23 protein-coding genes are annotated in these 25,123 nt (G+C 51.6%); 11 read left to right on the top strand and 12 right to left on the bottom strand.

Annotated elements, in window-relative coordinates; all coding sequences use genetic code 11:
* Nucleotides 1-23: 23 nt before the first annotated feature.
* The gene (locus DFP95_RS21175) at nt 24-1,031 is read left to right on the top strand and encodes a cell wall hydrolase (RefSeq protein ID WP_245987816.1); all 1,008 of its coding nucleotides are present in this window, start codon (nt 24-26) and stop codon (nt 1,029-1,031) included.
* 119 nt (nt 1,032-1,150) lie between these two features.
* On the opposite strand, the gene DFP95_RS21170 is transcribed toward DFP95_RS21175, so the two are convergent.
* From DFP95_RS21170 to DFP95_RS21145, 6 genes are all read right to left on the bottom strand, one after another.
* The gene (locus tag DFP95_RS21170) at nt 1,151-1,456 is read right to left on the bottom strand and encodes a transporter (RefSeq protein WP_342768274.1); all 306 of its coding nucleotides are present in this window, start codon (nt 1,454-1,456) and stop codon (nt 1,151-1,153) included.
* Nucleotides 1,457-1,494: 38 nt separating this feature from the next.
* Nucleotides 1,495-1,824: a hypothetical protein gene (locus DFP95_RS21165; protein WP_115994689.1), complete on the bottom strand. Its 330-nt coding sequence runs from the start codon at nt 1,822-1,824 to the stop codon at nt 1,495-1,497.
* Nucleotides 1,825-2,270: 446 nt separating this feature from the next.
* Nucleotides 2,271-3,245, bottom strand: coding sequence for an NAD(P)-dependent alcohol dehydrogenase (locus tag DFP95_RS21160; RefSeq protein ID WP_115994688.1), 975 nt, complete (start codon nt 3,243-3,245; stop codon nt 2,271-2,273).
* Nucleotides 3,242-3,469, bottom strand: a complete 228-nt coding sequence (locus DFP95_RS21155; RefSeq protein ID WP_115994687.1) for a helix-turn-helix transcriptional regulator — start codon at nt 3,467-3,469, stop codon at nt 3,242-3,244. The genes DFP95_RS21160 and DFP95_RS21155 overlap by 4 nt, the downstream gene beginning before the upstream one ends.
* Before the next feature lies 1 nt (nt 3,470).
* Nucleotides 3,471-3,917, bottom strand: a complete 447-nt coding sequence (locus DFP95_RS21150) for a hypothetical protein (RefSeq protein ID WP_115994686.1) — start codon at nt 3,915-3,917, stop codon at nt 3,471-3,473.
* Nucleotides 3,918-4,083: 166 nt separating this feature from the next.
* Nucleotides 4,084-4,407: a 2Fe-2S iron-sulfur cluster-binding protein gene (locus DFP95_RS21145; protein WP_115994685.1), complete on the bottom strand. Its 324-nt coding sequence runs from the start codon at nt 4,405-4,407 to the stop codon at nt 4,084-4,086.
* Between the two features lie 215 nt (nt 4,408-4,622).
* Here DFP95_RS21145 and DFP95_RS28695 point away from each other — a divergent pair, with 215 nt between their 5' ends.
* Both DFP95_RS28695 and DFP95_RS21140 read left to right on the top strand, forming a co-directional pair.
* Nucleotides 4,623-5,003 carry a hypothetical protein gene (locus DFP95_RS28695; protein ID WP_147304200.1) on the top strand — a complete coding sequence of 127 codons (381 nt, stop codon included), beginning with the start codon at nt 4,623-4,625 and terminating at the stop codon, nt 5,001-5,003.
* Between the two features lie 59 nt (nt 5,004-5,062).
* A complete protein-coding gene (locus DFP95_RS21140) occupies nt 5,063-5,572 on the top strand; it encodes a GNAT family N-acetyltransferase (RefSeq protein WP_115994684.1) in 510 nt (169 codons plus the stop codon).
* A 98-nt stretch (nt 5,573-5,670) separates the two neighbouring features.
* Here DFP95_RS21140 and DFP95_RS21135 read toward each other — a convergent pair whose 3' ends face one another.
* Nucleotides 5,671-6,228 carry an NADPH-dependent FMN reductase gene (locus DFP95_RS21135; protein ID WP_115994683.1) on the bottom strand — a complete coding sequence of 186 codons (558 nt, stop codon included), beginning with the start codon at nt 6,226-6,228 and terminating at the stop codon, nt 5,671-5,673.
* Nucleotides 6,229-6,447: 219 nt separating this feature from the next.
* On the opposite strand from DFP95_RS21135, the gene DFP95_RS21130 reads away from it, so the two are divergent.
* Both DFP95_RS21130 and DFP95_RS21125 read left to right on the top strand, forming a co-directional pair.
* Complete coding sequence (locus DFP95_RS21130; protein WP_115994682.1) at nt 6,448-7,587, top strand: hypothetical protein; 1,140 nt, start codon at nt 6,448-6,450, stop codon at nt 7,585-7,587.
* A gap of 49 nt (nt 7,588-7,636) precedes the next feature.
* Nucleotides 7,637-8,299: an HD domain-containing protein gene (locus tag DFP95_RS21125; RefSeq protein ID WP_115994681.1), complete on the top strand. Its 663-nt coding sequence runs from the start codon at nt 7,637-7,639 to the stop codon at nt 8,297-8,299.
* Between the two features lie 343 nt (nt 8,300-8,642).
* On the opposite strand, the gene DFP95_RS21115 is transcribed toward DFP95_RS21125, so the two are convergent.
* From DFP95_RS21115 to DFP95_RS21105, 3 genes are all read right to left on the bottom strand, one after another.
* Nucleotides 8,643-10,277: an ABC transporter substrate-binding protein gene (locus DFP95_RS21115; protein ID WP_115994680.1), complete on the bottom strand. Its 1,635-nt coding sequence runs from the start codon at nt 10,275-10,277 to the stop codon at nt 8,643-8,645.
* A 103-nt stretch (nt 10,278-10,380) separates the two neighbouring features.
* Nucleotides 10,381-11,268: a carbohydrate ABC transporter permease gene (locus tag DFP95_RS21110; protein ID WP_115994679.1), complete on the bottom strand. Its 888-nt coding sequence runs from the start codon at nt 11,266-11,268 to the stop codon at nt 10,381-10,383.
* A 24-nt stretch (nt 11,269-11,292) separates the two neighbouring features.
* Nucleotides 11,293-12,282 carry an ABC transporter permease gene (locus tag DFP95_RS21105; protein WP_245987813.1) on the bottom strand — a complete coding sequence of 330 codons (990 nt, stop codon included), beginning with the start codon at nt 12,280-12,282 and terminating at the stop codon, nt 11,293-11,295.
* 196 nt (nt 12,283-12,478) lie between these two features.
* Here DFP95_RS21105 and DFP95_RS21100 point away from each other — a divergent pair, with 196 nt between their 5' ends.
* Nucleotides 12,479-14,056 carry a response regulator transcription factor gene (locus DFP95_RS21100; protein ID WP_115994678.1) on the top strand — a complete coding sequence of 526 codons (1,578 nt, stop codon included), beginning with the start codon at nt 12,479-12,481 and terminating at the stop codon, nt 14,054-14,056.
* 15 nt (nt 14,057-14,071) lie between these two features.
* On the top strand, nt 14,072-15,838 hold the full coding sequence (locus DFP95_RS21095) for a sensor histidine kinase (RefSeq protein WP_115994677.1): 1,767 nt from the start codon (nt 14,072-14,074) through the stop codon (nt 15,836-15,838).
* Here the strand turns inward: DFP95_RS21095 and DFP95_RS21090 are convergent.
* On the bottom strand, nt 15,763-16,761 hold the full coding sequence (locus DFP95_RS21090) for a hypothetical protein (RefSeq protein WP_115994676.1): 999 nt from the start codon (nt 16,759-16,761) through the stop codon (nt 15,763-15,765). The genes DFP95_RS21095 and DFP95_RS21090 overlap by 76 nt on opposite strands.
* Before the next feature lie 295 nt (nt 16,762-17,056).
* Between DFP95_RS21090 and DFP95_RS21085 the strand changes: the two genes are divergently transcribed.
* The 4 genes from DFP95_RS21085 to DFP95_RS21070 all read left to right on the top strand — a co-directional run bounded on the left by DFP95_RS21085 (nt 17,057) and on the right by DFP95_RS21070 (nt 23,764).
* Nucleotides 17,057-18,349 (top strand): glycosyltransferase family 2 protein, encoded by a 1,293-nt coding sequence (locus tag DFP95_RS21085; protein WP_115994675.1) that lies wholly within the window; start codon nt 17,057-17,059, stop codon nt 18,347-18,349.
* Between the two features lie 16 nt (nt 18,350-18,365).
* Nucleotides 18,366-20,576: an RCC1 domain-containing protein gene (locus tag DFP95_RS21080; protein WP_115994674.1), complete on the top strand. Its 2,211-nt coding sequence runs from the start codon at nt 18,366-18,368 to the stop codon at nt 20,574-20,576.
* 230 nt (nt 20,577-20,806) lie between these two features.
* Nucleotides 20,807-22,006, top strand: a complete 1,200-nt coding sequence (locus tag DFP95_RS21075; protein WP_115994673.1) for an asparaginase — start codon at nt 20,807-20,809, stop codon at nt 22,004-22,006.
* A gap of 21 nt (nt 22,007-22,027) precedes the next feature.
* The gene (locus tag DFP95_RS21070) at nt 22,028-23,764 is read left to right on the top strand and encodes an asparaginase domain-containing protein (protein ID WP_115994672.1); all 1,737 of its coding nucleotides are present in this window, start codon (nt 22,028-22,030) and stop codon (nt 23,762-23,764) included.
* Nucleotides 23,765-23,890: 126 nt separating this feature from the next.
* On the opposite strand, the gene DFP95_RS21065 is transcribed toward DFP95_RS21070, so the two are convergent.
* Nucleotides 23,891-24,994 (bottom strand): LLM class flavin-dependent oxidoreductase, encoded by a 1,104-nt coding sequence (locus DFP95_RS21065; RefSeq protein WP_115994671.1) that lies wholly within the window; start codon nt 24,992-24,994, stop codon nt 23,891-23,893.
* Nucleotides 24,995-25,123 lie beyond the last annotated feature (129 nt).

The raw sequence follows: 25,123 nt of genomic DNA, 5'->3' as shown, positions 1-25,123 counted from the left end.
GAAGGTTATCGAAGGGAGTCCGATTGACTCTGGAAAAGAAGAAGAACAAGCAGATTAGCAAGCCAATTCTCGTTGCGATCTTGGCTCTGCTCTTATTGGCAACGATGCCGCTTAGCGCAATAACCGCCCAGGAAAAGCCGGCTGCAACGAAGCCTATTACCGTCACGTTGGACGGGAAAGACGTAAAGTTAAAGGATCCGGTGATAGTAACGTCGGGAAGGCTGTATTTGCCCGTCGCGCTGTTATCCAGGATGTTCGGGGCGCAAGTCGATTGGAATAACAATAGCGAAGAAACGACGATTAATACCGCATATGGAGATCGAATTATATTAGGCAACGGGGTACCGGTCGTCTACTTTAACGGTACGCGCTATGTTATGGACGATGCTCCATTCGTGGAGGAAGGCCGGATGTATATTCCGTTGCGCGATGCCGCGGAGTTGTTGCATGCGAGGGTGAACTGGAACGAGGAGGAGCGGGTTGCCGGGCTTGAATCGGTGCCTCGCGCCGTCGTGACGGAGCAATTCGGCTTGACCGAGATCGTCAAGCAGATGGGTAGCAGCAACGACGAGCTGTTAAAGCGTAATGGCCTGAAGGCTAAGGACAGCATCGAAGTGGGAACGAAGCTTCGCGTAGTGATTCCTACCCTATTCGACCGCGAGGCGAAGCCCTTCACGGAAGAAGATCGGCTATTGCTGGCCAAGATTACGCAAGTCGAGGTCGGGGATGAGTCCTATGAAAGCCAGTTAGCGGTGGCGAACGTCATTCTAAACCGGGTGAAGGACTCGCGGTTTCCGAAGACGATCCGTGACGTAATCTACTCCGGAAAGCAATTTCCGCCGGCCCATAACGGGTTGTTGGATAGAAGCGTACCGAAGGCAACCGCGCTTCGCGCCGCCAAGGACGCCTTGAACGGCAAGAACAACGTGGAAGGCGCCGTCTACTTCTACAATCCGAGAGTGACCAAAGGCGACTTCTGGTCCGGCCTTTCGACGGTCGGCACGATAGGCTCTCATCGTTTCGCGAAGTAGTCGCGGACGATGTAAATATGTAATTGGTGATTGTTAAGTTAAACCGAAGAACCGTTGAGCCCCCGCCGTAATCGGCAGGAGCTCAACGGTTCTTTTGGTCTATAACGGAATTAGAGGCATTAGAAGCAAGTGAACGAATCGATACGTTGAAGATCGAAGCCGGAGAACATCCAGAAGAAGCCGTTCCACCGAAAGCCGGATATGGACGTACGACCGACGAAAACGGGGTAGAACCAGAAGCCGGCGCCGTTTTGCGGCCAAATGTACGTATTGCGGAACAGGCAGCGGGAGATGGCTCCCGGATCGATGGCAAGCGCCTGCGCCGAAGCTAGCGGTTGTTGGGGAACGAATTGAGGCGGCGGCGAAGTAGGGGGCTCAAGCCCGCCTTGCTGTCCGAAAGGAGGCGTAAAGGCCAATAGGATCACTCCTTAGGTAGTCGTGTTGTTACGATCTTGTTCTTAGATCAGATCAAGGAAATAGCCAGTAGGTTAAAAAGAACGAGCGGAAGCACGAAGTTGTTATAAGGGTTAACGGGACCCGGATACGGGCCTGGGAAGAAACCGCGAGCATAACCCTCGTTCGACAGGGACAAGTATACGATTCCTCTGTCGCAGTGAACGATGTGTCCCTCGAAGACGTCGCCGTCCATCGTCTCTACTTTGACCCATCGATTAGCATGGTGAGAGCATAAGTGATGAACATGGTCTTTGATGGACTTCAACGTCTCATGGTGTTGGTTATCGCACTTGTAGATCGGCGTCAGCTGTTCGTTTGCCGTAATTGACGAGCTCATGTTAGAAGACCCCCCGTAACGTTCGAAGATGGGGTATTGTATGCGAACGCCTAGGTTGGCGTTACAGGGGAATCGCTATTTCGATGATGGGTAAGAGGAAAATGGTCTTAGTTTAGGTCTTTCATTTCCAATAGCGATGACTTTCAATGTATTTTGAGACGCGTTACCAAATGTATGACGAATAAAGATGTTAATCATTATTATGGTTCTACTTTTGTACTATTCTTTTCAGAAATTCGATCTATAGTGATGTTCTCCATCCTACTTTCAATCCATTTTGACGCATTAGCTGGAATAAGGATGATTAGCATCTTACTTACCTTGATTCATTACCATTGGTACCCCACTAGATCGCAGTCACTGACCCAATACTTCCATAATCCATCAAAAAGACCCTAGGATCGTGTACTCTAAAGAGTGCCGATTCTAGGGTCGGGTTTTTTCGCTCAAGATCGATGTCCCACAGTTATAACCACGTTCCCCTTTTTCCGCCCCGTTTCCACGTACCTATGAGCTTCGGCGGTCTGTTCCAAAGGATAGCGCCTATCGATGATTGCCTTAAGCTTTCCCGCCTCGAAGAGTTCTTTCAAGAAAGCCAAGTTCTCTTTGCTCTGCTGCAAGCCCGCGGCCGTGAAGATGGCTTTTCGTCCGCCGAACTTCGAAGACCATGCCATGCGCAGCAGGGTTCCCAATTTAGGAACGGTCGACAGATAGATCCCTGTTTGTTTTAACGAGCTCTTACACCGCGAAAACGAACTTTTGCCTATCGCGTCGAAGATAACATCATAGGTTAGATCGCTCTTGGTAAAATCCTGATGCGTATAGTCGATGATGTGATCGGCACCCAGCGACTTTACCAATTCTACGTTCACCGAACTGCATACTCCGGTAACTTCCGCTCCGTAATATTTGGCAAGCTGTACCGCGTAAGCGCCGACCGACCCCGAGGCGCCATTAATAAGAACCTTTTGTCCGCTCCGGATATTCGCTTTATCCCTCAAGAACGTTAAAGCTGTCGTTGCTCCATCGCAGACGGCGGCGGCTTCTTCGTAAGACGCGTTAGTCGGCTTTAAGAATAAGACTTTATGTTCCGGCAGACATAGATATTCGGCATGAGCGCCAAAGCTATTCGGACTCATTCCGTAGACCTGATCACCCTTCTTAAATAGCGTGACGTCGTGGCCGATCTCGTCGATCTCCCCGGCAAACTCCACGCCTTGCTTGACGTTCTTAGGCTTCGTTAGACCGTAGATTAGCCTGATCATAAAAGGATCTGCTTTGCGAAAGGCGCAGTCCGATGGAGTTACGACTCCTGCGTATATTTTGATCCGCACTTCGTTGTCCTTGGGAGCGGGCATTGCTACCTCTTCGAATTGGAGAACGTCCGGCGTTCCGTATTGCACGCGCGCTATCGCTTTTATATAAACTCCTCCTTATTTTCAATAAAGAAAACTTCTTCCAACGGAGAGGCGAAGACGAGAGCAATACGGAATGCCAATTCCAAAGAAGGAGAGTATTTGCCTTGTTCGAGGGCTACGATGGTTTGCCGCGTCACGCCCGCTTTCTCAGCCAATTGTTGTTGCGTCATTTCATCATGGTTAAATCGTAATTTCCGGATGTGGTTGCCGATCGGAAGCTTGCCCATCTTAGACTCCTCTCCGATAAAGGAAGAGCTGCGTGAACACTCCGACCATCTCAGACAGGAGTCCCGCTGAAATAAGAATGATGAACATCGCGGAATGCGGCATCTCCAGCACCAAAGATCCCATAGCCAGAAGAAAGCCGAGAGTGAACGCGTAATGGGAGTTCTTGGTGGATTTTAATTCGATTAATTTGTCTCTCTCATCGGAGAAAGCAGGCTCTGCCTCTTTCGTAGTTATTCTATAGACGATGTTGAATACGATCGTAATGACGATTTTCGCCACGATCGACACCGGGATCAAGATTAAAATGAACGCCCCCCAGAAGCTGAGGGTATCCGTCGAATCCAGACCGTCCAAAGAGTACTTCCGAAAGACGTACAAACAATAAAGTCCAAAGATTAGTAGGGTGCCGGTTAAAGATACGATATTCTTCTTTTCTTGATAGGACATTCTGTATTCCTCCATTTAGATTAAACGTTAGAGTAATGTATGATGTACATAATGTAACTTATAACATACATTAAGTAAATAGTATTTTACATATAAGATGAAAAAAAGGCCAAGGACCGCCTTCTTACATTGCGGGTGTCTTGGCCTTTGCCGTGTATGGATTTGATTATTCCTGAGGGCGAGTACCCGGCTCCAAACCCGTTGAAGTCGCCGTTTTAATAAGCCGAACCGTTAAGTCGTTATGCATCCGAATTTGGCAGGATAGTCTGACCGAGGCATCCTCGATTCCCTTGTTCCGAAGAACCGTCTCTTCCGCTTCTTCCATCGTGCCGGCATCCCCGGAGAGTACCTCTACAGCGCAAGTCGTACATCTGGCGTTTCCGCCGCAGCGGTGAAGGATGTCGATTCCGTTATCCTCCAGCGCCAGGACCAGCTTCGTACCTTCGATCGCCTGAATGGCGTCTCTTCCTTCTACTTGAACCGTCGGCATTTGCTTTCCTCCTCGTACAATAAGTCTATCTGTGTACCTGACACAATTATATTAAACCACTAACTAAGCTGTCCGTGGTAATATTATTACTGAGTTGGAACCTTAACTTCAGATATTCGGGTGCCAATTGTTGTGGGCGTGGTATAGGTGCTGGTCTTTCTTACGGTGCCGATCAATTAAAAAGCTTAATACTAAAATGAGATTGGATATAGTTTATGACGAGTTTTTATAATACTTTACCTTGGCCGCTATATCTTTTAATAACAATAGGATTGGGTGCATTCTTAGTACAATATTTTTCAAGGAAAATGACAGAATATACAATTCCACTTTGCATTGGCGTAATTTTAATGTCGTGTTCTTCCATTTTCGCAGGTATTGTTAGAATTCTTTATTTATTAGACTTAACTTGGCACATAAAGCTAATTGAATCTTTGCCTTTGTTCGGGCTTATCGGTTTGCCTTTAATCTTTGTTGGTGGAATTTTGAGGACAAAAGTTGAACCCGAAAAAAGAAGAATCATATTGCTTGGTGGTACGATTGCTATAATTAGTTTAATGATGATTGGAACTGTAGTAATTACTTCATTGTTTTAATTATACAAGAAACTAAGATTCATCGAATATATTCATTAGTGTCGAAACGAGGTAAAACCATGAAAGTAATAGAAACAGAGAGATTAATTCTTCGTTACCAACAGGTCGAAGATGCGGAATTTATTCTGGAGCTCTTAAACGACCCGTCGTGGATTCAGAACATCGGCGATAGAGGCGTAAGAACGCTCGAAGACGCGGGGAAGTACATTTTGAATGGACCGGTAAGTATGTATTCCCGATTAGGGTTCGGTTTTTATTTGACGGAGTTGAAGGACGGCGCCGTTCCGATCGGTATTTGCGGGCTGATCAAACGGGATTTCTTGGAGGACGTGGATGTCGGATTTGCATTTCTTCCTAGGTTCTGGGGAAAAGGGTACGCGTACGAGGCGGCTTCGGCCGTGATGGATTATGCGGAATCCGTGCTGGGGTTCAAGCGCATTGCGGCGATTACGTCCGAAGATAATCATGCATCCGCCAAGCTGCTGGGCAAGCTCGGATTGACATTCGAAGGCGTAATTCCTTATGCGGATACCGATGAAAAAGTGAAATTGTTCGCGAAGAATGTTTAAGCTTCACCGGGTGACGGATATCGAACGAAGCGAGCGCATAAAAAATGCCGGGTTCTCTCTAAGGGGGAGACCCGGCTCTTTGCGTGGACCGAATTGACTTATTTCCGCAGGGATTTCAAAGCTCCGCTCCACGCGACGACTTGGTTCAGCATATTGCCGACCGAGGCTTCTTGTTTAGGGTCGGGCTTCAGGACGGAGAAGTTCTCGAAATCGTTGAACAACGATAAGGAGACTTGGGCTTGGACGTCCGCTAGCTTGAGTTCTCCGGCGATCTGGCGAAGATGCTCGACCGCCCGCGTACCGCCCGCGCTGCCGTAACTGACGAATCCGACCGCTTTGTCGTTCCACTCGCGATATAAGAAATCGATGGCGTTCTTGAGCACGGCAGAAGTGGAGTGATTATATTCCGGAGTTACGAATACGTATCCGTCGAAGCTCTGAATTTTTTCGGACCATACAATCGTATGCTCGTGCTTGTAAGTCCCCATGGCCGGCGGAATCGGCTCGTCGTACAGAGGCAGATTGTAATCCGCGATATCGACCAGCTCGAACTCGGCATCGCTGCGCTTGGCGGCAATTTGATAGACCCAATGGGCGACGTCCGCGGCTTTGCGACCCGGTCGCGTGCTTCCGATAATGATGGCGATCTTGCTCATGATAGATTCCCCCATGGAATGAATGGGCGCTAGCTTCCGTTTTTTCTTGGATGAAATATAGGTCTAGTTGCAGAGGAAACGCGCGGTCCCTTGGAAATATCGTAGCTCAGCGTAGGCAATAGAGCAAGTCTCGCGGACTATAGAATCAATTGGATTGCATAGTTCTAGTAGCCTGTAATAGTATGAAAGGATCTTATGCGATCGATGGGACGTGTTGAAATGAGAAAAGGTTTCTTCATTCTTCTAGCGTTTCTTCTGACATCGGCGACCTTGACCGGTTGCGTAACGCGGAATGATTCCTCGACGAACGCCTCGACTACGCCTATAACTACAAACTCCATAGAGTCGATCGCCCCAACCACGCCTTCATCAACGCCGCCGTCGAATCCGGCAACAAGTTCGGAAGCCGTCGAATCGGAGGCACCTATTTTTTACGGCGTCCGATTGGTCGATAAGTCCGGAAACTCCTTACGGGAGTGGGCTTCGGATGGCTTTGCCATGGTTCAGCCGATTCGCGTGGATCAAACCGAAGGGGAGCAAATGCTAGTATACGGTGCGAGTAGCAGTACCCCTGAAGTTCTGCGGGAGGACGGGAGCCGCGAGGCACTGACTGTCCCGGAATGGACGGACGAAGAGTCAAGCTTCGGCAACGATTACGGTTTCGAAGTTCTGTATTCGGATCGGCTGCTGGACGACGAGATATTCGCGGTTAGAGGTAATCGAGTCCTGTACTTAGTCAATAATAAATCCGGAAAGACCCGTAAGCTGTATACGTCGAAACTGCCCGTTTACGGAGTTGCGGCTTCGCCGGATAATAGCCGGGTTGCCCTGCTAACGGCGTCGGAACCCGGCCTGACTCCGTTTGCGGATCTGATCGTGCTGGATCGCAATGGCCGGGAAGTATACGGCAAGCCTAAGGCGAGCTATATTTCGCATAGCGACGGGTTTTTGGTCGTTTATCCCATGGTTTGGACCGATGAGCATAACATCGCCGTTCCGCTGATCGGGAACGAGAAATACGGAAACGGCGGAGTCGACATGATCGATATTGACGCGGAAGAGGCGGTCTTCCTGGAGAAAAGGACTCTTTCGGAGGAGGAATTGCGGCTTCTGGAGCCATTTGCAGGAAAACCCGAATTTCCGAATGAACTGCGCATCCTGCCGGAGCCCGGTAAGGAGACGGATAATTATGCGGTGGAGATGGCAAACGGGGATATTTGGCTGCTGAATAAGACGCCTGGTCAAGTCGTAAAGCTCGGCAACGGCATGCTGCTCAAATGGACGAATGAAGGAAACGTTCTGCTGTTGGAGTCCGAACCGGAGCAACCCGCGTACTACATTGGTCTGGATGGTTTCTAAGGTCCGCGCGCGAGACAGATTTTTCTATCAAAAGGATGTGTAGTTGGCTATGGATATTTTACGAAATGAACGAGATGAAATATTGAAAGCGGCCGAACGGTTCTGCAAATCGGAATTGGAGCATGATCCGAGCGGGCATGATTGGTGGCATATTCATCGCGTAGTGCAAATGGCAGATCGCATGGCACGTGAAGAAAACGCGGATTCGTTTATTTGCGCTCTTGCCGCGCTGCTGCATGACGTCGCGGACGAGAAACTCAACGAATCGAAGGAGAGCGGCCTTCGTAAAGTACAGGATTGGCTCGAGGGGCAAGCGATGGCGGAAGAAGAACGCAGTCACGTGTTGGAGATTATCTCAACCATGTCTTACAATGCGGGAGCAAATCCTCCAATGCGCACGATAGAAGGCAAAGTGGTGCAGGACGCGGACCGTCTTGACGCAATCGGAGCGATAGCCATTGCGAGAACGTTCGTGTATGCCGGGTGGAAGGGCCATCCCATTCACGATCCGAATTTACCGCCTCGCGAGTCCATGACGCCCGGCGAGTATCGTCACGATAAGAGTACGGCCATCAATCATTTTCATGAAAAGCTGCTGAAGCTTAAGGACCGCGTAAATACGCCCTCCGCCAGAAGAATAGCAGAGGAGCGGCATCGTTATATGGAGCAATACGTAGAGCGGTTTTACGAGGAATGGGAAGGGCGAATATAGAGCGGAACTGACGCAAGAAAAACGACTTAGTCGTCCTTGGGGCTGCTGGGGATAAATAACCCGGTCTGGACGGGTTATTCGGCGGAATTGGGGCCGCGAGGGACAAATAACCCGGTCTGGACGGGTTATTCGGCGAAAATGGGGCTGCTGGGGATAAATAACGCGGTCTGGACGGGTTATTCGGGGAAGTTGGGGCTGCTGGGGATAAATAACCCGGTCTGGACGGGTTATTCGGGGAGGCGGAGTTTGTGGTTAATAGTGTGTATATTTTCTCATGTCAAAGAAGGGTGCCGGACGTATTTCGTCCGACACCCTTTTTCCTACCTGTATAGTAACTTCTATATTACTGCGAAAGAGCAGCGCGATCGTTGAAGTTTTTCGTGTATATCGCTTCGACCTTCTCGTCTCCGGCCGCTTTCATGTCGTTCAGCATTTTGTCGAAGATGCCGTTCGCGTCTTCCGGAGTTTTGGCGAGAACCGCTTTCGTCAAAGCCTGCTTCACGATATCGTTTACCTTCTGTTCGCTAAGAGCTTCTGGCGTTCCGCCTTCAGGCCCTAGATTGTCGTAAGGCACGGAGTCGAATAAGGAGTCGGAAAGGTTCTTGAGCGCCATTTGGTCGACGGCGTTGCGTTGATAACGGCCTGCCAGATCGTAAGGCGTGCCGTCGGTTCCTTTGCCGTTCTTGATGAACCAAGTCCATTTCCGAATGCCCGTTTCCTTGGAATACGTATTCGTATCCTTCTTGAAGCCTTCCAATACTTCCGGACGTGGAGTACGTTTGCCGTCCTTCATATCCCAGTGCTGGCCTTCGATTCCCCACATCAGCAAATATTGGCCTTCCTCGCTAGCCAGATAGTTCATGAACTTCATCGTGCGTTCCGGATCTTTGTTTTTCTTCGTGATCGTGATGGCATCCCAGCCGAGCGAGCTGCGTCCGCCGTAAGTCGTCTTGCCCGGATCTACGCCGTCGGCTACGACCTTGTAAGGGAACAACTGCGACTCTTCGCCGAGATCCTTCATCAGAATGCTGTTCGGAGCCGCGGGATCCCAGTATGAGCCCGTCGACGCTAGCACGGTTCCCGTAGCCAGCTTCTGCTCCCACACTTGCTTCTTGTTGATCGCCCACTCTTTATCCATCAACCCGGAATTGTAGAGGTCGTTCATATACAGAATCATTTCGCGGTATTTCGGATTCTTGACGTCGAATTTAATCTGTCCGCCATCCTCGAAGAAAGGCATGAGGCCGAACATCCCCTTGAAGGTGTTCATCGAGCCTCCGAAATTCTCGCCGTCCATCGTAAGAGCGATCGTTTCTTTGCCGTTGATGGTTGGATACTTCGCTTTGAAATCCTGGAGCAACTGCTTGAATTCGGCCGCGGTAAAAGGAACGCCGCCTTCCGCTTTGTCCGGCATAAGCTCCTTCAGAATATCCTTGCGGATGTTAAAGCCGTATACGGGCTCGTTCTCGAAGCCGTACCAGTTGGAGAGGTAGTAGTTTTTGCCGTCCTTGTAGCGCGTCTTGTTCAGAACGTCGCCGTACATTTCCTTCACGTCCGGACCGTACTGTTCGATCAGATCGTCCAACGGAACGACGGCTCCCGACTCGATATATTTATTGACCAAGTCGCTTCTGCGGTCGAACAAAATAATATCGGGTAGATCGTCGCTCGCCAGCATCAGATTTAGCTTCTCTGCGGGATTTCCCGTCGGTTGCTGAATATCGACCGTAATTCCCGTTCTTTTCGTTATTTCCGCGGCGACGGCATTGGTGAATTTGTCGCCCGTATTTTTGTCGAAAAAGGTAAGAGTAAGCGGCTCGTCGGCAGGAGCTTCCCCGGAAGCGCTCTCACCGGTAGCCGTCGAGGCGTTGGAGTTGGACGAATTGGAAGAATTAGACGAATTAGAGCTGCAAGCGGATAATGCGGATACAACGATGATAACTCCGACGAATAGGATGAGCCATTTTTTCAATCGCATAGTGATCCCCCTTATAATTGACTTCATTATAGTTCGTTATCTTGCCAATGCAATAACGTTTAACCGAATAGGGACATCACCTCCCGGAATAACTTCTTTAGGACTAGCTTTTGACTGCGCCTAACGTCATGCCTTTGACGAAATACTTTTGCAGGAACGGATAGACCATGAGAATGGGTAGCGTGGCGACCATCGTGGCGGCCATCCGGATCGTGTCCGGTGACACAGCCATCCTTTTGGAAGCATCGGCAGCCTGTTGCGCGTCGTTAACCATCGACCCGGTTTGATATTGATTGAGGATTTTGACCAGAACCGCCTGCAGCGTCTTCAAATCCGAATCATAGGTAAACACGTAAGAGTCGAACCAAGAATTCCAATGCATGATCGCCGTGAACATTCCGATGGTTGCCAGCACCGGCGTCGTGAGGGGCAGGATGATGCGAAAGAAAATTTGCAAATAGTTGGCTCCGTCTATCTTCGCGGACTCGTCCAGCTCCTGCGGTAGCTGCTGCATGAAGGTTCGAACAATGATCATATAGAACACGTTCATCATGCTCGGCAGTATATACACCATGAAGTTGTCGATGAGATGCAGGCTTTTTAGCACCATATAGTAAGGGATAAGCCCGCCGCCGAAGTACATCGTGAAAATAAAGTAGAGCGTCCAGAAGCGGCTGCCGACGAGCTCTCGCTTGCTTAGCGTATAGGAGAGCATGCTGATGACGACTACGGCGAGCGGCGTTCCGATGATCGTCCGGAGCGTCGTGACCTTGATCGCGGTCCAGATCTCGCCGTCGGACAGGATTTGCTCGTAGCTGGCCAAGCTGAAGTCCCGCGGCCAGAAATATAGATTTCCTCGCAGCGTATCCTCGGCGCTATTGAGCGAGATGATGAGAATATTCCAGAAAGGATAGAAGGTCACGACGAATACGGCAGCGATGAACAAGTAAACGAAGGACATGAAGAATAAATCGTTTCTCGATTTGACCATGATGCGTTCTCCTCTTCGCTTAAGCTAAAACAGCGACTGTTCTTTCATTTTTTTGGCCAAAGTATTGACGCTTAACACCAGGATGAAAGCGACTGCCGATTTGAATAGTCCAACCGCGGCTCCATAAGAGAACATCCCGTTCTGCAGCCCGTATTTGTACGTGTAAGTGTCGATAACCTCGGAATATTCGAGCACCGTGTTATTTTGCAGCAGGTATTGCTGATCGAAGCCCGCATTCAGAATGCCGCCGATCGCTAGAATCGCCAGAATAATAACCGTAGGCCTGATTGAAGGAAGCGTAATGTGAAGCATCTGCTTCAGTCGGCTTGCGCCGTCCACCTTCGCTACCTCGTACAGCTCGGGATTGATCGCCGAAATGGCGGCCAAGTACATGATCGCGTTGAAGCCCATATCCTTCCACGTATTCGCGATGGCGATAATCCACCAGAATAGCGGCCCTTTCTGCATGAACTGAACCGGCTCGTCGACGATTCCGAGTCCGGTCAGAATACCGTTCAATACCCCGCCGGAGGAAAGCACCGTAATAATGATGTTGGCCGCGATTACCCATGAGATGAAATGGGGCATGTAAGATACCGTTTGAAAAGTCCGTTTAAACCAGCCGTTGCGCACCTCGTTGATCATTAGAGCGAGCAAGATCGGCATCGGGAATCCGAATAGGAGCGAGAGGAAGCTCTGCGCCAGCGTATTGCGCATGACCCGATAGAAGTCGCCGCTCGTGAAGAAGTAATGGAACCATTCGAAGCCGACGAACTCCGTCGTGAAGAACTGAGAGAAGAACGGGCCTCCGCCCGGAGAGTAATTCGTGAACGCCATATAGAGGCCGAACATCGGGACATAAGAGAACAACAAGGTGACGACGAATGCCGGCAGCATGAGCAGGAATAGCAATTTCTGCTCTTTCAGCCTGTTCCCTAAGCTGGATCCCGTGCGCCCTCGTCGGCCCTTCGGAGGGACTTGCGTATTTGTTTCCGCTTTCATTAACGATTCCATCGTGAAGCCTCCTGCCTGACTTGCGCGGTTTAGTGACTTCATTATAGAGTCGGCCCGCACATCCATTCCATACAAGCATCTACCGATTCGTAACCGAAATCGCCGCACTTGCCGCCGCTCCATTGTTGAAATGCGTTATAACAGATACACTAGAAAAATCTCGAAGCTTTAGCTTGTTAGGAAGGTGGGGAGAAGCATGCATAGCATTCTAATCGTCGAAGACGAAGCGATCGAGCTGGAGACGATCGAGCATTACGTTCCGTGGGAGAAGCTCGGAATCACGGTCGCTGGAACGGCCCGCAACGGGAAAGAAGCGCTCGGCAAGCTTGCCGAATTGAAGCCCGACATTATACTGACGGACGTGCGAATGCCGATCATGGACGGGCTGGAGTTCGGAAGAAGAGCGAAGCAGATCGATAAAAACGTGAAAATCATATATTTGAGCGGACATAACGAGTTTCAATATATTAAAGCCGCGCTCAACATCGAAGCTGCCGGCTACTTGTTGAAGCCGATCGATATGGAAGAGCTCTTCGCCTTGATGGAGAAGGTGAAGAAGAAATGCGAGGAGGAGCAGCTGGCGGGCCAAGGAGAGGACTGGGTGCGTGAAAAGCTATTGGTGCGCATTATACGCGAGCCGGATCCGGAGAAACGCGGCGAGTGGGTCGGCAAATGGGAGCAAAGCTTGTCCGATATCGGCGCGAGCAGGGAATTTGCCGTCGCATGCGTGACCTTCGACGCGCCGGCTGCTTATCCCGCCTCGGCCGCGCAGGATTCGGGGTTAGCCTTCGCGGATAGAACCGAGTGGTTTCGTTCAATCGCCAAGGAGACGTTAGCCAACTTCGTTATCGCGGAAGTGGAGCAGAATGCTCAGTACGTATGGTATCCGCGGAAGAATGGTAGCGGGGCGGCCGTTGCGGAATCGAGCTTCTGGGAGCGATTGTTGGAGAGGGCCGAAGGCTCCTTCGATACGGTGATTACGATAGGTTTGTCCGATTCTCATGTTGGCTTTGACCGGATATGGGAGGCTTGCAGACAAGCACGGGCTTGCAATGACGAGAAATTCTATCGGCTGGGCGGGGCGGTTATTACTCCGGCAGATCTGAAGCCGACCAAGCAAACGGACGAAGACCGCGAGCAGACGGCGGTTAAGCTGGTCTCCGCCATTCAATCGGGAGATGCCGAGGAGGTTAACCGGCAGATCGGGTCGTTGTTCGCGACGTTCAGAGAAGAGAGAATCAACCGGAATTATGCTTTGCGGGCGGTGATTCGGCTCCTGTCCGCGATCGAACAGCATTTCTCCGCATTGCTGGCGGGATCTTTGAAGGAGCGGTTGCTCGTCGACGATTGGAGAGAAATATCGGCCATGAGCTCCTGCGCCCATATTCTGGCTTACGTCGAATATTTCTGCGAGGAATTGAGGACGGCGGCAGGCGAACGCGACGTCGATCGCAACCAGAACGTGACCGACAGAATCGGAAGAATTATTGCAGAGAGGTATCATCTCCCGCTGACGGTAGAAGAGATCGCCAAGGAAGTCTACCTTTCTCCCAACTATATTAGAACGATTTTCAAGGAAAAGACGGGCGAGACGATTCTCGATCACTTGACGAAAATACGGATCAACAGGGCGGCCGATCTCTTGAAGGACAAGTCGCTTAAGGTTCGGGAAGTGGCGCATGCGGTCGGTTACGAAAACGTCTCTTATTTCTGTTCAATATTCCAGAAGCATCGCGGCAGCACCCCTAACGAATTTCGGAAAATTTTCTTATAGACGGAGGAAGAGAGATTGAAGAGGCTAACGGCAGGGCTGACCAGACCCTTCAACAACTTGCGGCTGCGAGAGAAGCTGTTCGTTATGTTTCTGCTCGGCGGCATCCTTCCGTTGTTGTTCTTCGTTCTGTATTCTTATCAAACGATAAAGAGCGAGCTGTCCGACCAGATGTACGCGAACTCCGTATCCTCGGTCGCCCAGATCAATACGAACTTGGAAAACAAGCTGGAGAACTATACGCAGCTGTCTGCTACGCTCTACTTGAATAATACGCTGCGCGCTTATTTGACGAACGATTACAAGCTGGACCCTACTCTATACGTCGATGCCTATCAATATATCAACAGCACCTTCTCCAACGTTCTGACGACGAATCCCGATATCCACTCCATTTCCATCTATATCGACAACGAGTCGATGCCGGCGGACAACGTGTATATTAAAAGAATGGACTCGGCCTTTATTCAATCATCGATCTATCGTTCACTGCGGAATACTTACGGGAACGTCCGCTTTATTTCGAAATCGGCCTCGGGGGCGGAGCCTCCCATGTTCACGTTGACGCGCATGCTGAACATCGGTAATCTCGATAACGCGTACGGTATTCTGACCGTCGACATTCTGGAAACGGACATCTATCGCTTGATGGAGAAGGAAGCCTCGGACAAGACCGTATTGATCGTGAACGAACAAGGCGTGATCATGTCCGCCAAGGACAAAAGCATGCTGAACCGTCCGTTATCCGAGTACGTGCGAGAGGAATTCCCGAGCGACAGGGAAGGGCGATTCGATAGCTCTTATCGCGGACAGAAGATGCTGGCGGTTTACAATACGACCAAGCACGGGTGGAGAAGCGTCTCGCTTGTCCCGTACAACAGCTTCTTGGCCAAAGCCAATAACGCGGCGAAGCGTATCCTAATCTATGCGCTCGTCAGCTTCTTCGTCATGGCGTTGCTTATCTACATCACGGCGCGGCTGTTCACCAAACGCGTCGATTATTTGGTCGGCATAATCCGGCGCATCGAACGGGAGGATTTCGAGCTTGTCGACATTCGGCCGTTAGGCCGGGATGAGATCGGTCAGTTGGGCAACGTGCTTCGCAAAATGTCGCAGAGGCTCAGCAGCTTGATTTCCGACGTGTACAAGAAGGAGATCGACAAGAAGGAAGTCGAGATGAACGTGCTGCAAGCCCAGATTAACCCGCATTTTCTTTACAACACGCTCGCTTCCATTTCGTCGCTCGCCATCCGGAATTCCGATCCGCGGATGAACAAGATGGTGACCGACCTTGCCAAGTTTTACAGAATATCGCTTAACAAAGGGAAAAACCAAATCTCCATCCACGAGGAAATCCAGCTTACCCGTTACTACGTGGCTATTCAGGAAGTCAGATTCGCCGATCTAATCCGCGTGCATTACGAGATCGAGGACGCGGTAATGCCTTGCCCCATCGTGAAGCTGACGCTGCAGCCCTTCGTCGAGAACGCGATGAACCACGCTATATGGGACGATAAGCTGGGGATCAACATCATGATCAAAGCTTATTTCGAAGGGACGGACATCGTACTGAAGGTTATCGACGACGGCATGGGCATGCGAAGGCAGGACGGAGGCGGGCGGGAGCTTCCGGCCAGCGGCGACACCTTGTTGTCCGGCTACGGCATCCGCAACGTGGACAACCGGATTAAGCTGCTGTACGGCGATTCTTACGGAATCTCGATATTCAGCAGGCTTGGCATCGGCACGACGGTGACGATTCGCATTCCGGGAAGATTAGCTTGATTGGAGAGCTTTAGCCATTTGGCTGGAGCTCTTTTTTTATGTGGAGGCGGCGCTGTGCGCGGACTTCCACGTCCAAATCTGGTAATTCGCATCGCAGTTGGCATTCTGCACGTATTAACACGTCCAAACCGGGTAGCTTCCGACGCGGCCGGCGTTTTGCGCAGAGTAACATGTCCAAACCGGGTAACTTTCGACGCAGTTGGCGTTTTGCGCAGAGTAACACGTCCAAACCGGGTAGCTTCCGATACTACTGAGAAAAAGCACCACCAAGTAAGTTTATTTCGGTTCGCCGAAATAACCGTTCGAGACACGGCTAATTTGAGGAAATCATCGTCCACGGCCGAAATAACCGTTCGAGGCACGGCTAATTTGAGGGAATCGTCGTCCACGGCCGAAATAACCGTTCGAGACACGGCTATTTTGCAGGAAAGACTCCTCACGGCCGAAATAACCGTTCGAGGCACGGCTAATTTGCAGGAAAGACTCCTCACGGCCGAAATAACCGTTCGAGGCACGGCTAATTTGAGGAAATCGTCGTCCACGGCCGAAATAACCGTTCGAGGCACGGCTAATTTGAGGAAATCGTCGTCCACGGCCGAAATAACCGTTCGAGGCACGGCTAATTTGAGGAAATCGTCGTCCACGGCCGAAATAACCGTTCGAGGCACGGCTAATTTGAGGAAATCGTCGTCCACGGCCGAAATAATCGTTCGAGGCACGGCTAATTTGAGGGAATCGTCGTCCGCGGCCGAAATAACCGTTTGAGGCACGACTAATTTGAGGAAATCGTCGTCCACGGCCGAAATAACCGTTCGAGGCACGGCTAATTTGAGGGAATCGTCGTCCACGGCCGAAATAACCGTTCGAGGCACGGCTAATTTGAGGGAATCGTCGTCCGCGGCCGAAATAACCGTTCGAGACACGGCTAATTTGAGGAAAGGCTCCTCACGGCCGAAATAACCGTTCGAGGCACGGCTAATTTGCAGGAAAGGCTCCTCACGGCCGAAATAACCGTTCGAGGCACGGCTAATTTGAGGAAATCGTCGTCCACGGCCGAAATAACCGTTCGAGGCACGGCTATTTCATAGATAAGAAGCTGTAAAGCGAGAGGAATACAACACGTATCTAAACGAGGGAAAAATTCCAGATAATGTTTACTTGTACGGTTTTAAATGATACGATATGTATCAAATATAGCGGTATTAGGGAGTTTTTCACATGGGATCGATGCTGTATTACGTCAGCCAGCTTTCGCCCTATTGGCAACTGATGCTCTTTCTGATCGGCGCCGTGTATTCCTTATGGCTCTATAATTTCGTGATTTCCATTCGAGGTTTCGCCCCGCCTGCGCAGCTCGCCAAGGCCGTCCATCAACGAAAATTCGTCATTCTCGTCCCCGCTTGCAACGAGGAGAAAGTCATTGCCTCGCTGCTATCGAGCTTGAAGCAGCAACAATATCCATCCGATAAATTCGACGTCGTCGTCTCCTGCGATAATTGCACGGATCGAACGGCGGATATTACAAGGAGTTTCGGCTATAGAGCGCTTATTCGGCATAACAAGGTTCTGAAAGGAAAGACGTACAACATGCGATGGGCCATGGAGCAAATCGACATGGAAGATTACGAGGCGCTCGTCATGGTGGACGCCGACAATCTGGTGAAGGAGGATTTCCTCGACCGGATGAACGATTTTCTCGAAGCGTACCCCGAAGCCGATGCGGTTCAAGGGTATATCGATACCAAGAACGTTCAAGATTCGTGGATTACTCAGGTGTCCGCGCTTAGCTATTGGCAAATGAACCGATTGTGGCAGCTCGCCAGATTTCGGTGGGGTTTGTCCGCCGCTCTCGGCGGAACCGGGCTTGCCATCCGATGCTCGTGCATCAAGCGCATCGGGTGGAACCTGGAAAGCTTGACGGAGGACCTGGAATTCACGGCCAGTCTCGTTACCGAGGGGAGCCGCGTTCATTGGAACCATCACGCGATCGTCTACGACGAGAAGCCTCTTAAGCATAGGGCTTCTTTTCGCCAGCGAACGCGTTGGATCCAAGGTCACTACTGGGTGCTCCTCAAGTATGGACCTAAGAATCTCCTGCTTTTCCTCCGAACCCGATCCCTCCGTCATCTTGATCTCTTCTTGTACTTGGCTTCCCCTGTTCGGACGGTCGTCGTCTATTTCATCATGCTGGTCGGATTGATTATCCCGATCGTGCAGTTCGCGCTTCAACCGGAATGGCAATTCCAACAAACGATCACGGCCACTTGGATGCTGTTCCTGATCCTGCAAGCGGCGGTATTGACGATTGCCGGACCAAGCCTGCATTTCGGCAAGCTTACCCTTAAGTATGTTCCGCTCTTGTTTCTGTATCTTTGGTTCGGTTTGACTTGGATTCCGGTGATGTTCAAGGCTGTCTTCTTGGTCAGGCGGCAGAACGATTGGGTCAAGACGGAGCATACGAGGAATATGGGGATGGCGGATCTTTACGGCAATCCTCAACAAAAAAATTAGGAGGAGGCATGAAGTAATGATTGAGCACAAGGTAGTTCGCGGTTGGCGGAAGAAACGGGTCGGATTGGCGTTGGCGAGCATGCTGGCGTTCGCTTTCGCCCTGACTTCGACGGCGAGCGCGGAGGCAACGGAGGTCGTCAAAGGCAGTGCGGTAGCGGCGGCGGGCATCGATCAAGGAATTGTTCTTCTGACGAACGGCAAGGTATTGCAGGTCGGTATCGGCAATAACCCTATTCAGGTACCCGCAGGATTGACGGACGTAATCTCCGTAGCGGGACTAGAACAAGGATATGTCGCTCTGAAGTCTGATGGAACCGTCACTCAGTGGGGATCCAACTTAGACATGGATCTTAATTACCCAGAAGATTTGTCCGGAGTTACTGCAATCTCGGCAGCTTACGATTCGATTATGGCTTTGAAATCGGACAGGACGGTCGTGCAATGGGGCAGAACGTACGCATACGTTCCGGAAGGGTTATCGAACGTGGTAGCCATAGCCCAAGGGACTTTTCATCATTTGGCTCTAAAGTCGAACGGTACGGTCGTCGGTTGGGCTTATAGCGGCAGCTTCTCGGGCGCGGACGTACCGGCCAATTTGTCCCAAGTTACCGCGATAGCGGCGGGAAGCGGCTTCTCCCTCGCATTGAAATCGAATGGAACGGTCGTATCGTGGGGGTCGCAGACCGAGGTGCCGGCCGATTTATCTAATGTCGTCAAGATCGCCGCGGGCGGCGGCCATTCGCTTGCGCTTAAATCCGACGGGACGGTCGTCGCTTGGGGGAGGAACGATACGGGAGAGTCCGATGTTCCGGAGGAACTGTCCGGAGTCGTGGCAATCGCCGCGGGCGATTACACCTCGTGGGCGCTGAAAAACGACGGGACGCTGGTTCAATGGGGAGGCTTGAATCCGCAGCATAAGATAGATATTCCCGGCAGCACCAAGCTCGAGTCCTTAAACGTGAGCGGTGCGGTGCTCTCGCCGCAGGTTAACGACGACGCTACCGCTTATACCGCCTACGTCAATCCGGCCGTGACGGACGTCGAGGTGACCGTGGGATTGAAGACTCCCGAAAGCTCCAACCTGATCGTCGGAGATCAGATTCATACGAGCGGACAATCGTTGAACGTTCCCTTGGCGGGCTCTTCGACTTCCGTTGCGTGGAAGGTCGAACCCTATCTGCTGCCTAACGTTGCGGACTTTACGCTGGATATCGTGAAGGATTCGACGCCTCCGACTATCGAGTTCGGAACGAACGGCAATCCGGAAGCAGCCAGTTGGGCGGCATCCACGGTAGCGGTTTCCGATTCCGAAAGCGGCGCGGATCCGTCCACCCTGGAGTACGTATGGACGCCGAGCCCCGACTCGCCCGCGGAAGACTGGAATTCCTTCGCGAACGGGGCGAACGTCAAGCTCCCCGACGGCGCGGCGGACGGCGATTGGTACTTGCGCGTCAAGGGCTCCGACATGGCGGGTAACACCGCCGAAGCCGTCTCTGCCGCTTTCCTGATCGATGCCTCTTCGGGTGGTCCGGGAGATCCTTACGAAGTAGACTTAGGAAATGCCTACTTCTACTTGAATGCCGGCAATGCCTATAACGCCGTCTATTATTTCTCGAAGGCTTACGCGGCTGAAGGCCTCGTGCCGGATGATCAGGCCGCTTACGACGAAGCCTCGGCCAATCTTCAAGCTCAAGCCGTCGCCAAGCTATCGGCCGGTCAACTATCCGATGGATTCGCGGATTATGAACTTCTCGGCGAATCGGAGGGGGCTCCGGAGGCTATTCGACAAGACGCGCTGAACGTCTTGAATGCCGGAGAGAACCTGAGCCTGGCGCTCTGGTACTGGGATTCAGGCAACGACTACAACGTCATCAGCTACTTGGGACAGCTAGGCTCGCCGCATAAAGATAGCAGCGGCGTAAAGGCTCTAATTGAAGCTGCGGCGACTCGGCTTCATCAATCGGCGATCGCCGACATTCAATCGGGCGAATGGCAACGAGGGTATAGCAAATATGCCTTGCTGGCGGTAACTTCCGGGGTGCCGACGGTCATTCAAGAAGATTCGGCGAGCAGCCAGGCTCCGTCCGTGAACGTAGGAATCGCCCAATGGTACTTGCTCCACGATAACTACTATAATGCAAATTACTATCTCGAGCTGGCGATATCCGGCGGCGATGTCAGCAGCGGAACATTGGCCTTGAGAGACTTTGCCGCTAGCCACACTTAAATTAAACATCGAGACTTTAATCAGACAATAATCCACCTCCGCAAAGAGGTGGATTATTTTTATACTGATATTGCGTAATATCCATGGCATATATAATAACAAATAATGGGCAAAAATGACGAAAAAACACTGGTAAATATAGGACTTAATTCTTATGTTATATTATCTTACACATATATATAATTACCTCAGTTACATAAATAAATTTATAACACCAGGAGGCAAATATTATGACATTCACAGTTAACGGAAAAGGATTCAAACGGCTTTTAAATACTTTCCTAGTCTTAGCAATGATTACGACAATGGCAACTAGCGTTTATGCCGCTGATCCCGTTCCTCCGACTGCACCTACGGTTGCCGCTATTCCTGATGTTAAATTGAAAGACTTAACTGCCAAACCTAACGTCATCGTCATCGCGACGGGCGGAACGATCGCGGGTCAAGTCGCCGACGGAGACCCTACGAATCTACAGAACTACCGCGCAGGTACTTATACGATGGAAGATATGGTCGCGCAATTGCCGCGGAAAGATAAGATCGCGGACGTGTCGACTTATCAATTCGGCAATAAAGGCTCCGGGGGATATCTCATCACCGAGCTGTACGATCTGTCCCTTGCCGTAGACCAAGCCCTGAAGACATACGACGGCGTAGTCGTCACGACGGGTACGGATACGATGGAGGATATTGCTTACTTCCTAGATCTGACGGTTAGAAGCGAGAAGCCGGTTGTCATCACGGGAGCTATGCGTCCGTGGGATGCTATCGGAACCGACGCGCCGGCGAACTTGTACAACGCGATCAAGCTTGCGGGCAGCGGTAAGACGAAATGGTTCGGTACTGTCCTAATGCTGAACGATGTTATCCAAGCGGCAAGAGACGTAACGAAGTCGAACGCTCACCGCCTGGATACGTTCGAGACTCCGATTCTGGGAGCTTTGGGTTATATCGACCAAGACAGCATCTCGATCTATCGCGCTCCGGGAAGAGTAAGCAAAGCGGGCAAACCGACATGGTCGACTCCGTTCGATCTTAGCAAAATCACCAAAGCGGATCTGCCGATGGTCGAAATCGCATATGCGTATCAAGAAGCGGGCGGCGGCGCGATTAAAGGTTTCGTAGCGGACGGAGCAAAAGGAATCGTAACGGCCGGAACCGGCGCAGGCGGAATTTCCGCCAAGATGAGCGCGGCCCGTACGGAAGCGATCAAGCAAGGCGTCCTTTTCGTAACGACGACAAGAACGGGTTCAGGTACGATGTATCCGAGCAGCTCGGACGGCATTATCGCCGGCGATAGCTTGAATGCTCAACATGCCCGTATGCTGCTGCTTCTCTCGTTGGCTTTCACGAAGGACCAAAAAACGATCAAAGACTGGTTCGCAACCTTTGGAGCACAGAACGTCGAGACTAGCGCTACAGGATCATAAACCCTCAGGAGGTAAGGCCATATGTCATCGATACGAACGGGTTTCATGCCCAAAAGGCTCTTAATTCCTCTTGCAACGGCAGTGCTGGGTTTATCGATCTCGGGTTTAGGCGCCACGAAAGCATTGGCTGCGGACCCCGTTCCGGAATTTCCGATTCCGGCGCTCAGCGATACGTTCAAGACTTCGCCGCTTCCTAACGTCATCGTCATTGCAACAGGCGGAACGATAGCGGGTCAAGTCGCCGACGGAGATGCCACGAACCTGCAGAACTACCGCGCGGGTACTTATAAGATGGAGGATATGGTCGCGCAATTGCCGCGGAAGGATAAGATCGCGGACGTGTCGACTTATCAATTCGGCAATAAAGGCTCCGGCGGATATCTCATCACCGAGCTGTACGATCTGTCCCTTGCCGTAGACCAAGCCTTGAAGACATACGACGGCGTAGTCGTCACGACGGGTACGGATACGATGGAGGATATCGGTTACTTCTTGGATCTGACGGTCAGAAGCGAGAAGCCGGTCGTCATCACGGGAGCTATGCGTCCGTGGGATGCCATCGGAACCGATGCGCCGGCGAACTTGTACAACGCGATCAAGCTCGCGGGCAGCGGTAAAACGAAGAGTTACGGAACGGTGCTCATGCTGAACGATATGATCGATGCGGCTAGAGATGTAACTAAGTCTAACGCTCACCGAATGGATACGTTCGAGACTCCGATTCTGGGATCGCTTGGTTACATCGACCAGGACAACATTTCGCTCTACCGGATGAACGCAAGAGCTTTGAAGGCAGGCACCCCTCAGTGGGCGACTCCTTTCGATTTAAGCAAGATTTCGAAGAACGATCTGCCGGTTGTAGAGATTGCTTACGCCTACCAGGAAGCGGATGACGGAGCGATCAAAGGATTCGTAGCGGACGGAGCAAAAGGAATCGTAACGGCCGGAACCGGCGCGGGAGGAATTTCCTCCAAGATGAGCGCGGCCCGGGCGGAAGCGATCAAGCAAGGCGTTACCTTCGTCACGACGACGAGAACCGGTTCGGGTACGATGTATCCGGGCAGCACGGACGGGATCTTGGCGGGCGATAGCTTAAACGCCCAACATGCCCGCATGCTGTTGCTTCTCTCGCTGGCCTTCTCGAGCGATTTCCCGACGATCAAGCAATGGTTCGAGGATTTCGGAAGACAGGATATCAGTCAAGATGAAATCGCGGACGGAGATCCGACGAAACTGACGGATATCGCGGGTCATTGGGCTACGGCCGCGATTGCAAAAGGAGTCACCGGCGGTATCGTAACCGGGTATTCGGACAGTACGTTCAAGCCGAATCAGGATCTGACGCGCGCGGAATTCGTCGTCATGCTGATGAACGCATTGAAGCCTGCGGGACCCGTGCCGGAGCTTAAATTCAAGGATGCGGACGAAATCGGCCAATGGGCCGAGCCGTCGATTGCACAAGCGGTTTACGGAGGAATCGTTAGCGGTTATTCGGACGGTACATTCAAGCCGTCCACTCTGATCACCCGTTCGGAAATGATCTTGATGCTGGCTAAGGCATTGAAATACGACACGGCGGGTACGGTTAATACCGGCTTTGCGGATGACGAGGCTATCCCGACTTGGGCTAAAGGCGCGGCGAAAGCCGTGAAGGATGCCGGAATTATCAAAGGTCGAAGCGGAGGAATATTCGCGCCGGAAGGTACCGCATCGAGAGCCGAAGCGATAACGACCTTGGTTAAATTGCCTATCAAGTAATGATCGAGCCGAACTGACTAATGGAACAACCCGCCTAGGCGCTTGGCCTAAGGCGGGTTGTTCTTTGTTCGGACGAATCGTTGAATGGAAAGACGTCTTTAGGAGAATGTTGTAGTAAAACGACGATCAGAGGGCGAGCTCGCGCCGCACGACGGGGGCCACTTTGACGGCCAGCAATTCAATCGCCTTCGCAACCTGGGAATATGGCATTCCGCCGATATCGATCTGGGCCATGAAGCGGCTATGGCCGAACAGCTCGTGCTGATGCATTATTTTCTCGATTACCTGCTCGGGACTGCCGACCGCAAGCGCGGTTTCGGGTCTGGCCATCTGCTCGAATTCGGGGCGGGATATCCGTCCTCGCCCTGTTCGCCGACCCAGGAATTGTTCGAAATAGCTGCTGTAATAAGGATAAAACTCATCCCGCGCCTGTTGAGAAGTCTCCGCAACGTAGCCATGGCTGCTAACGGCGACTTTCAACCGCGAGGGATGATGGCCTGCTTTGAGGCCGGCTTCCCGGTACAGCTCGACGAGGTGTTTCGCGCCTTCCGGTGCTCCGCCGAGTAACGCCAGTGCCATTCCAAGGCCGAGCCGGCCGGCATTCACGGCGCTCTGCGGAGTTCCGCCGACGCCGATCCATACGGGCAACTCCGATTGAGCGGGACGTGGCGCGATCTCCAGATCGTTCAAAGCGCTGCGGAATCGGCCGTTCCAAGTCGTGCGATCATTCTCGCCAAGCTTCAAGAGCAGGTCGATTTTCTCGGAGAACAGGTTGCTATAATCGTCGAGATTGTAACCGAACAGCGGGAAGGAATCCACGAATGCTCCCCGTCCGGCTATGATTTCCGCGCGGCCGTCCGACAGTAAATCGACGGTCGCGAAATCCTCGAACAGCCGAACGGGATCAACGGTACTCAGTACCGTCGTCGCGCTGGTTAGCCTGATCCGTTCGGTCGCCTGGGCGATAGCGGCAAGTACGACGGGAGTGGAGGTCGCGGCGAATTCCAGCGTGTGATGCTCGCCGACGCCGAAGACGTCAAGACCGGCATCGTCGGCCAGTTTGGCTGCGTCGATGATTTCACGTAGGCGCTGCTTCGCGCTTATCGTGCTGCCGTCTTGTCCGGGAACCAGGTCCCCGAAGGTATAGAGGCCGATCTCGAAATCCGTCGGTTTCCTTTGCGCGTCAGTGGTCGATCCGTTATCTATTTGATTGCCCTTTATGTTATCCATTAGTGCACCGGCTTTCCTGTTTGTTATTATTAGAATGTTGCCGCCGTTTCTTGCATCGGCCGCAATGTCATTATGCGCCCGAGATTGCTTTTTGCGAAGTAGGCACATTAAGGTGTCAGGGTAACATCA

Source organism: Cohnella lupini, assembly GCF_003386205.1.
In the GTDB taxonomy this organism is placed as follows: domain Bacteria; phylum Bacillota; class Bacilli; order Paenibacillales; family Paenibacillaceae; genus Cohnella; species Cohnella lupini.
This window is presented reverse-complemented; position numbering and strand designations above follow the sequence as displayed.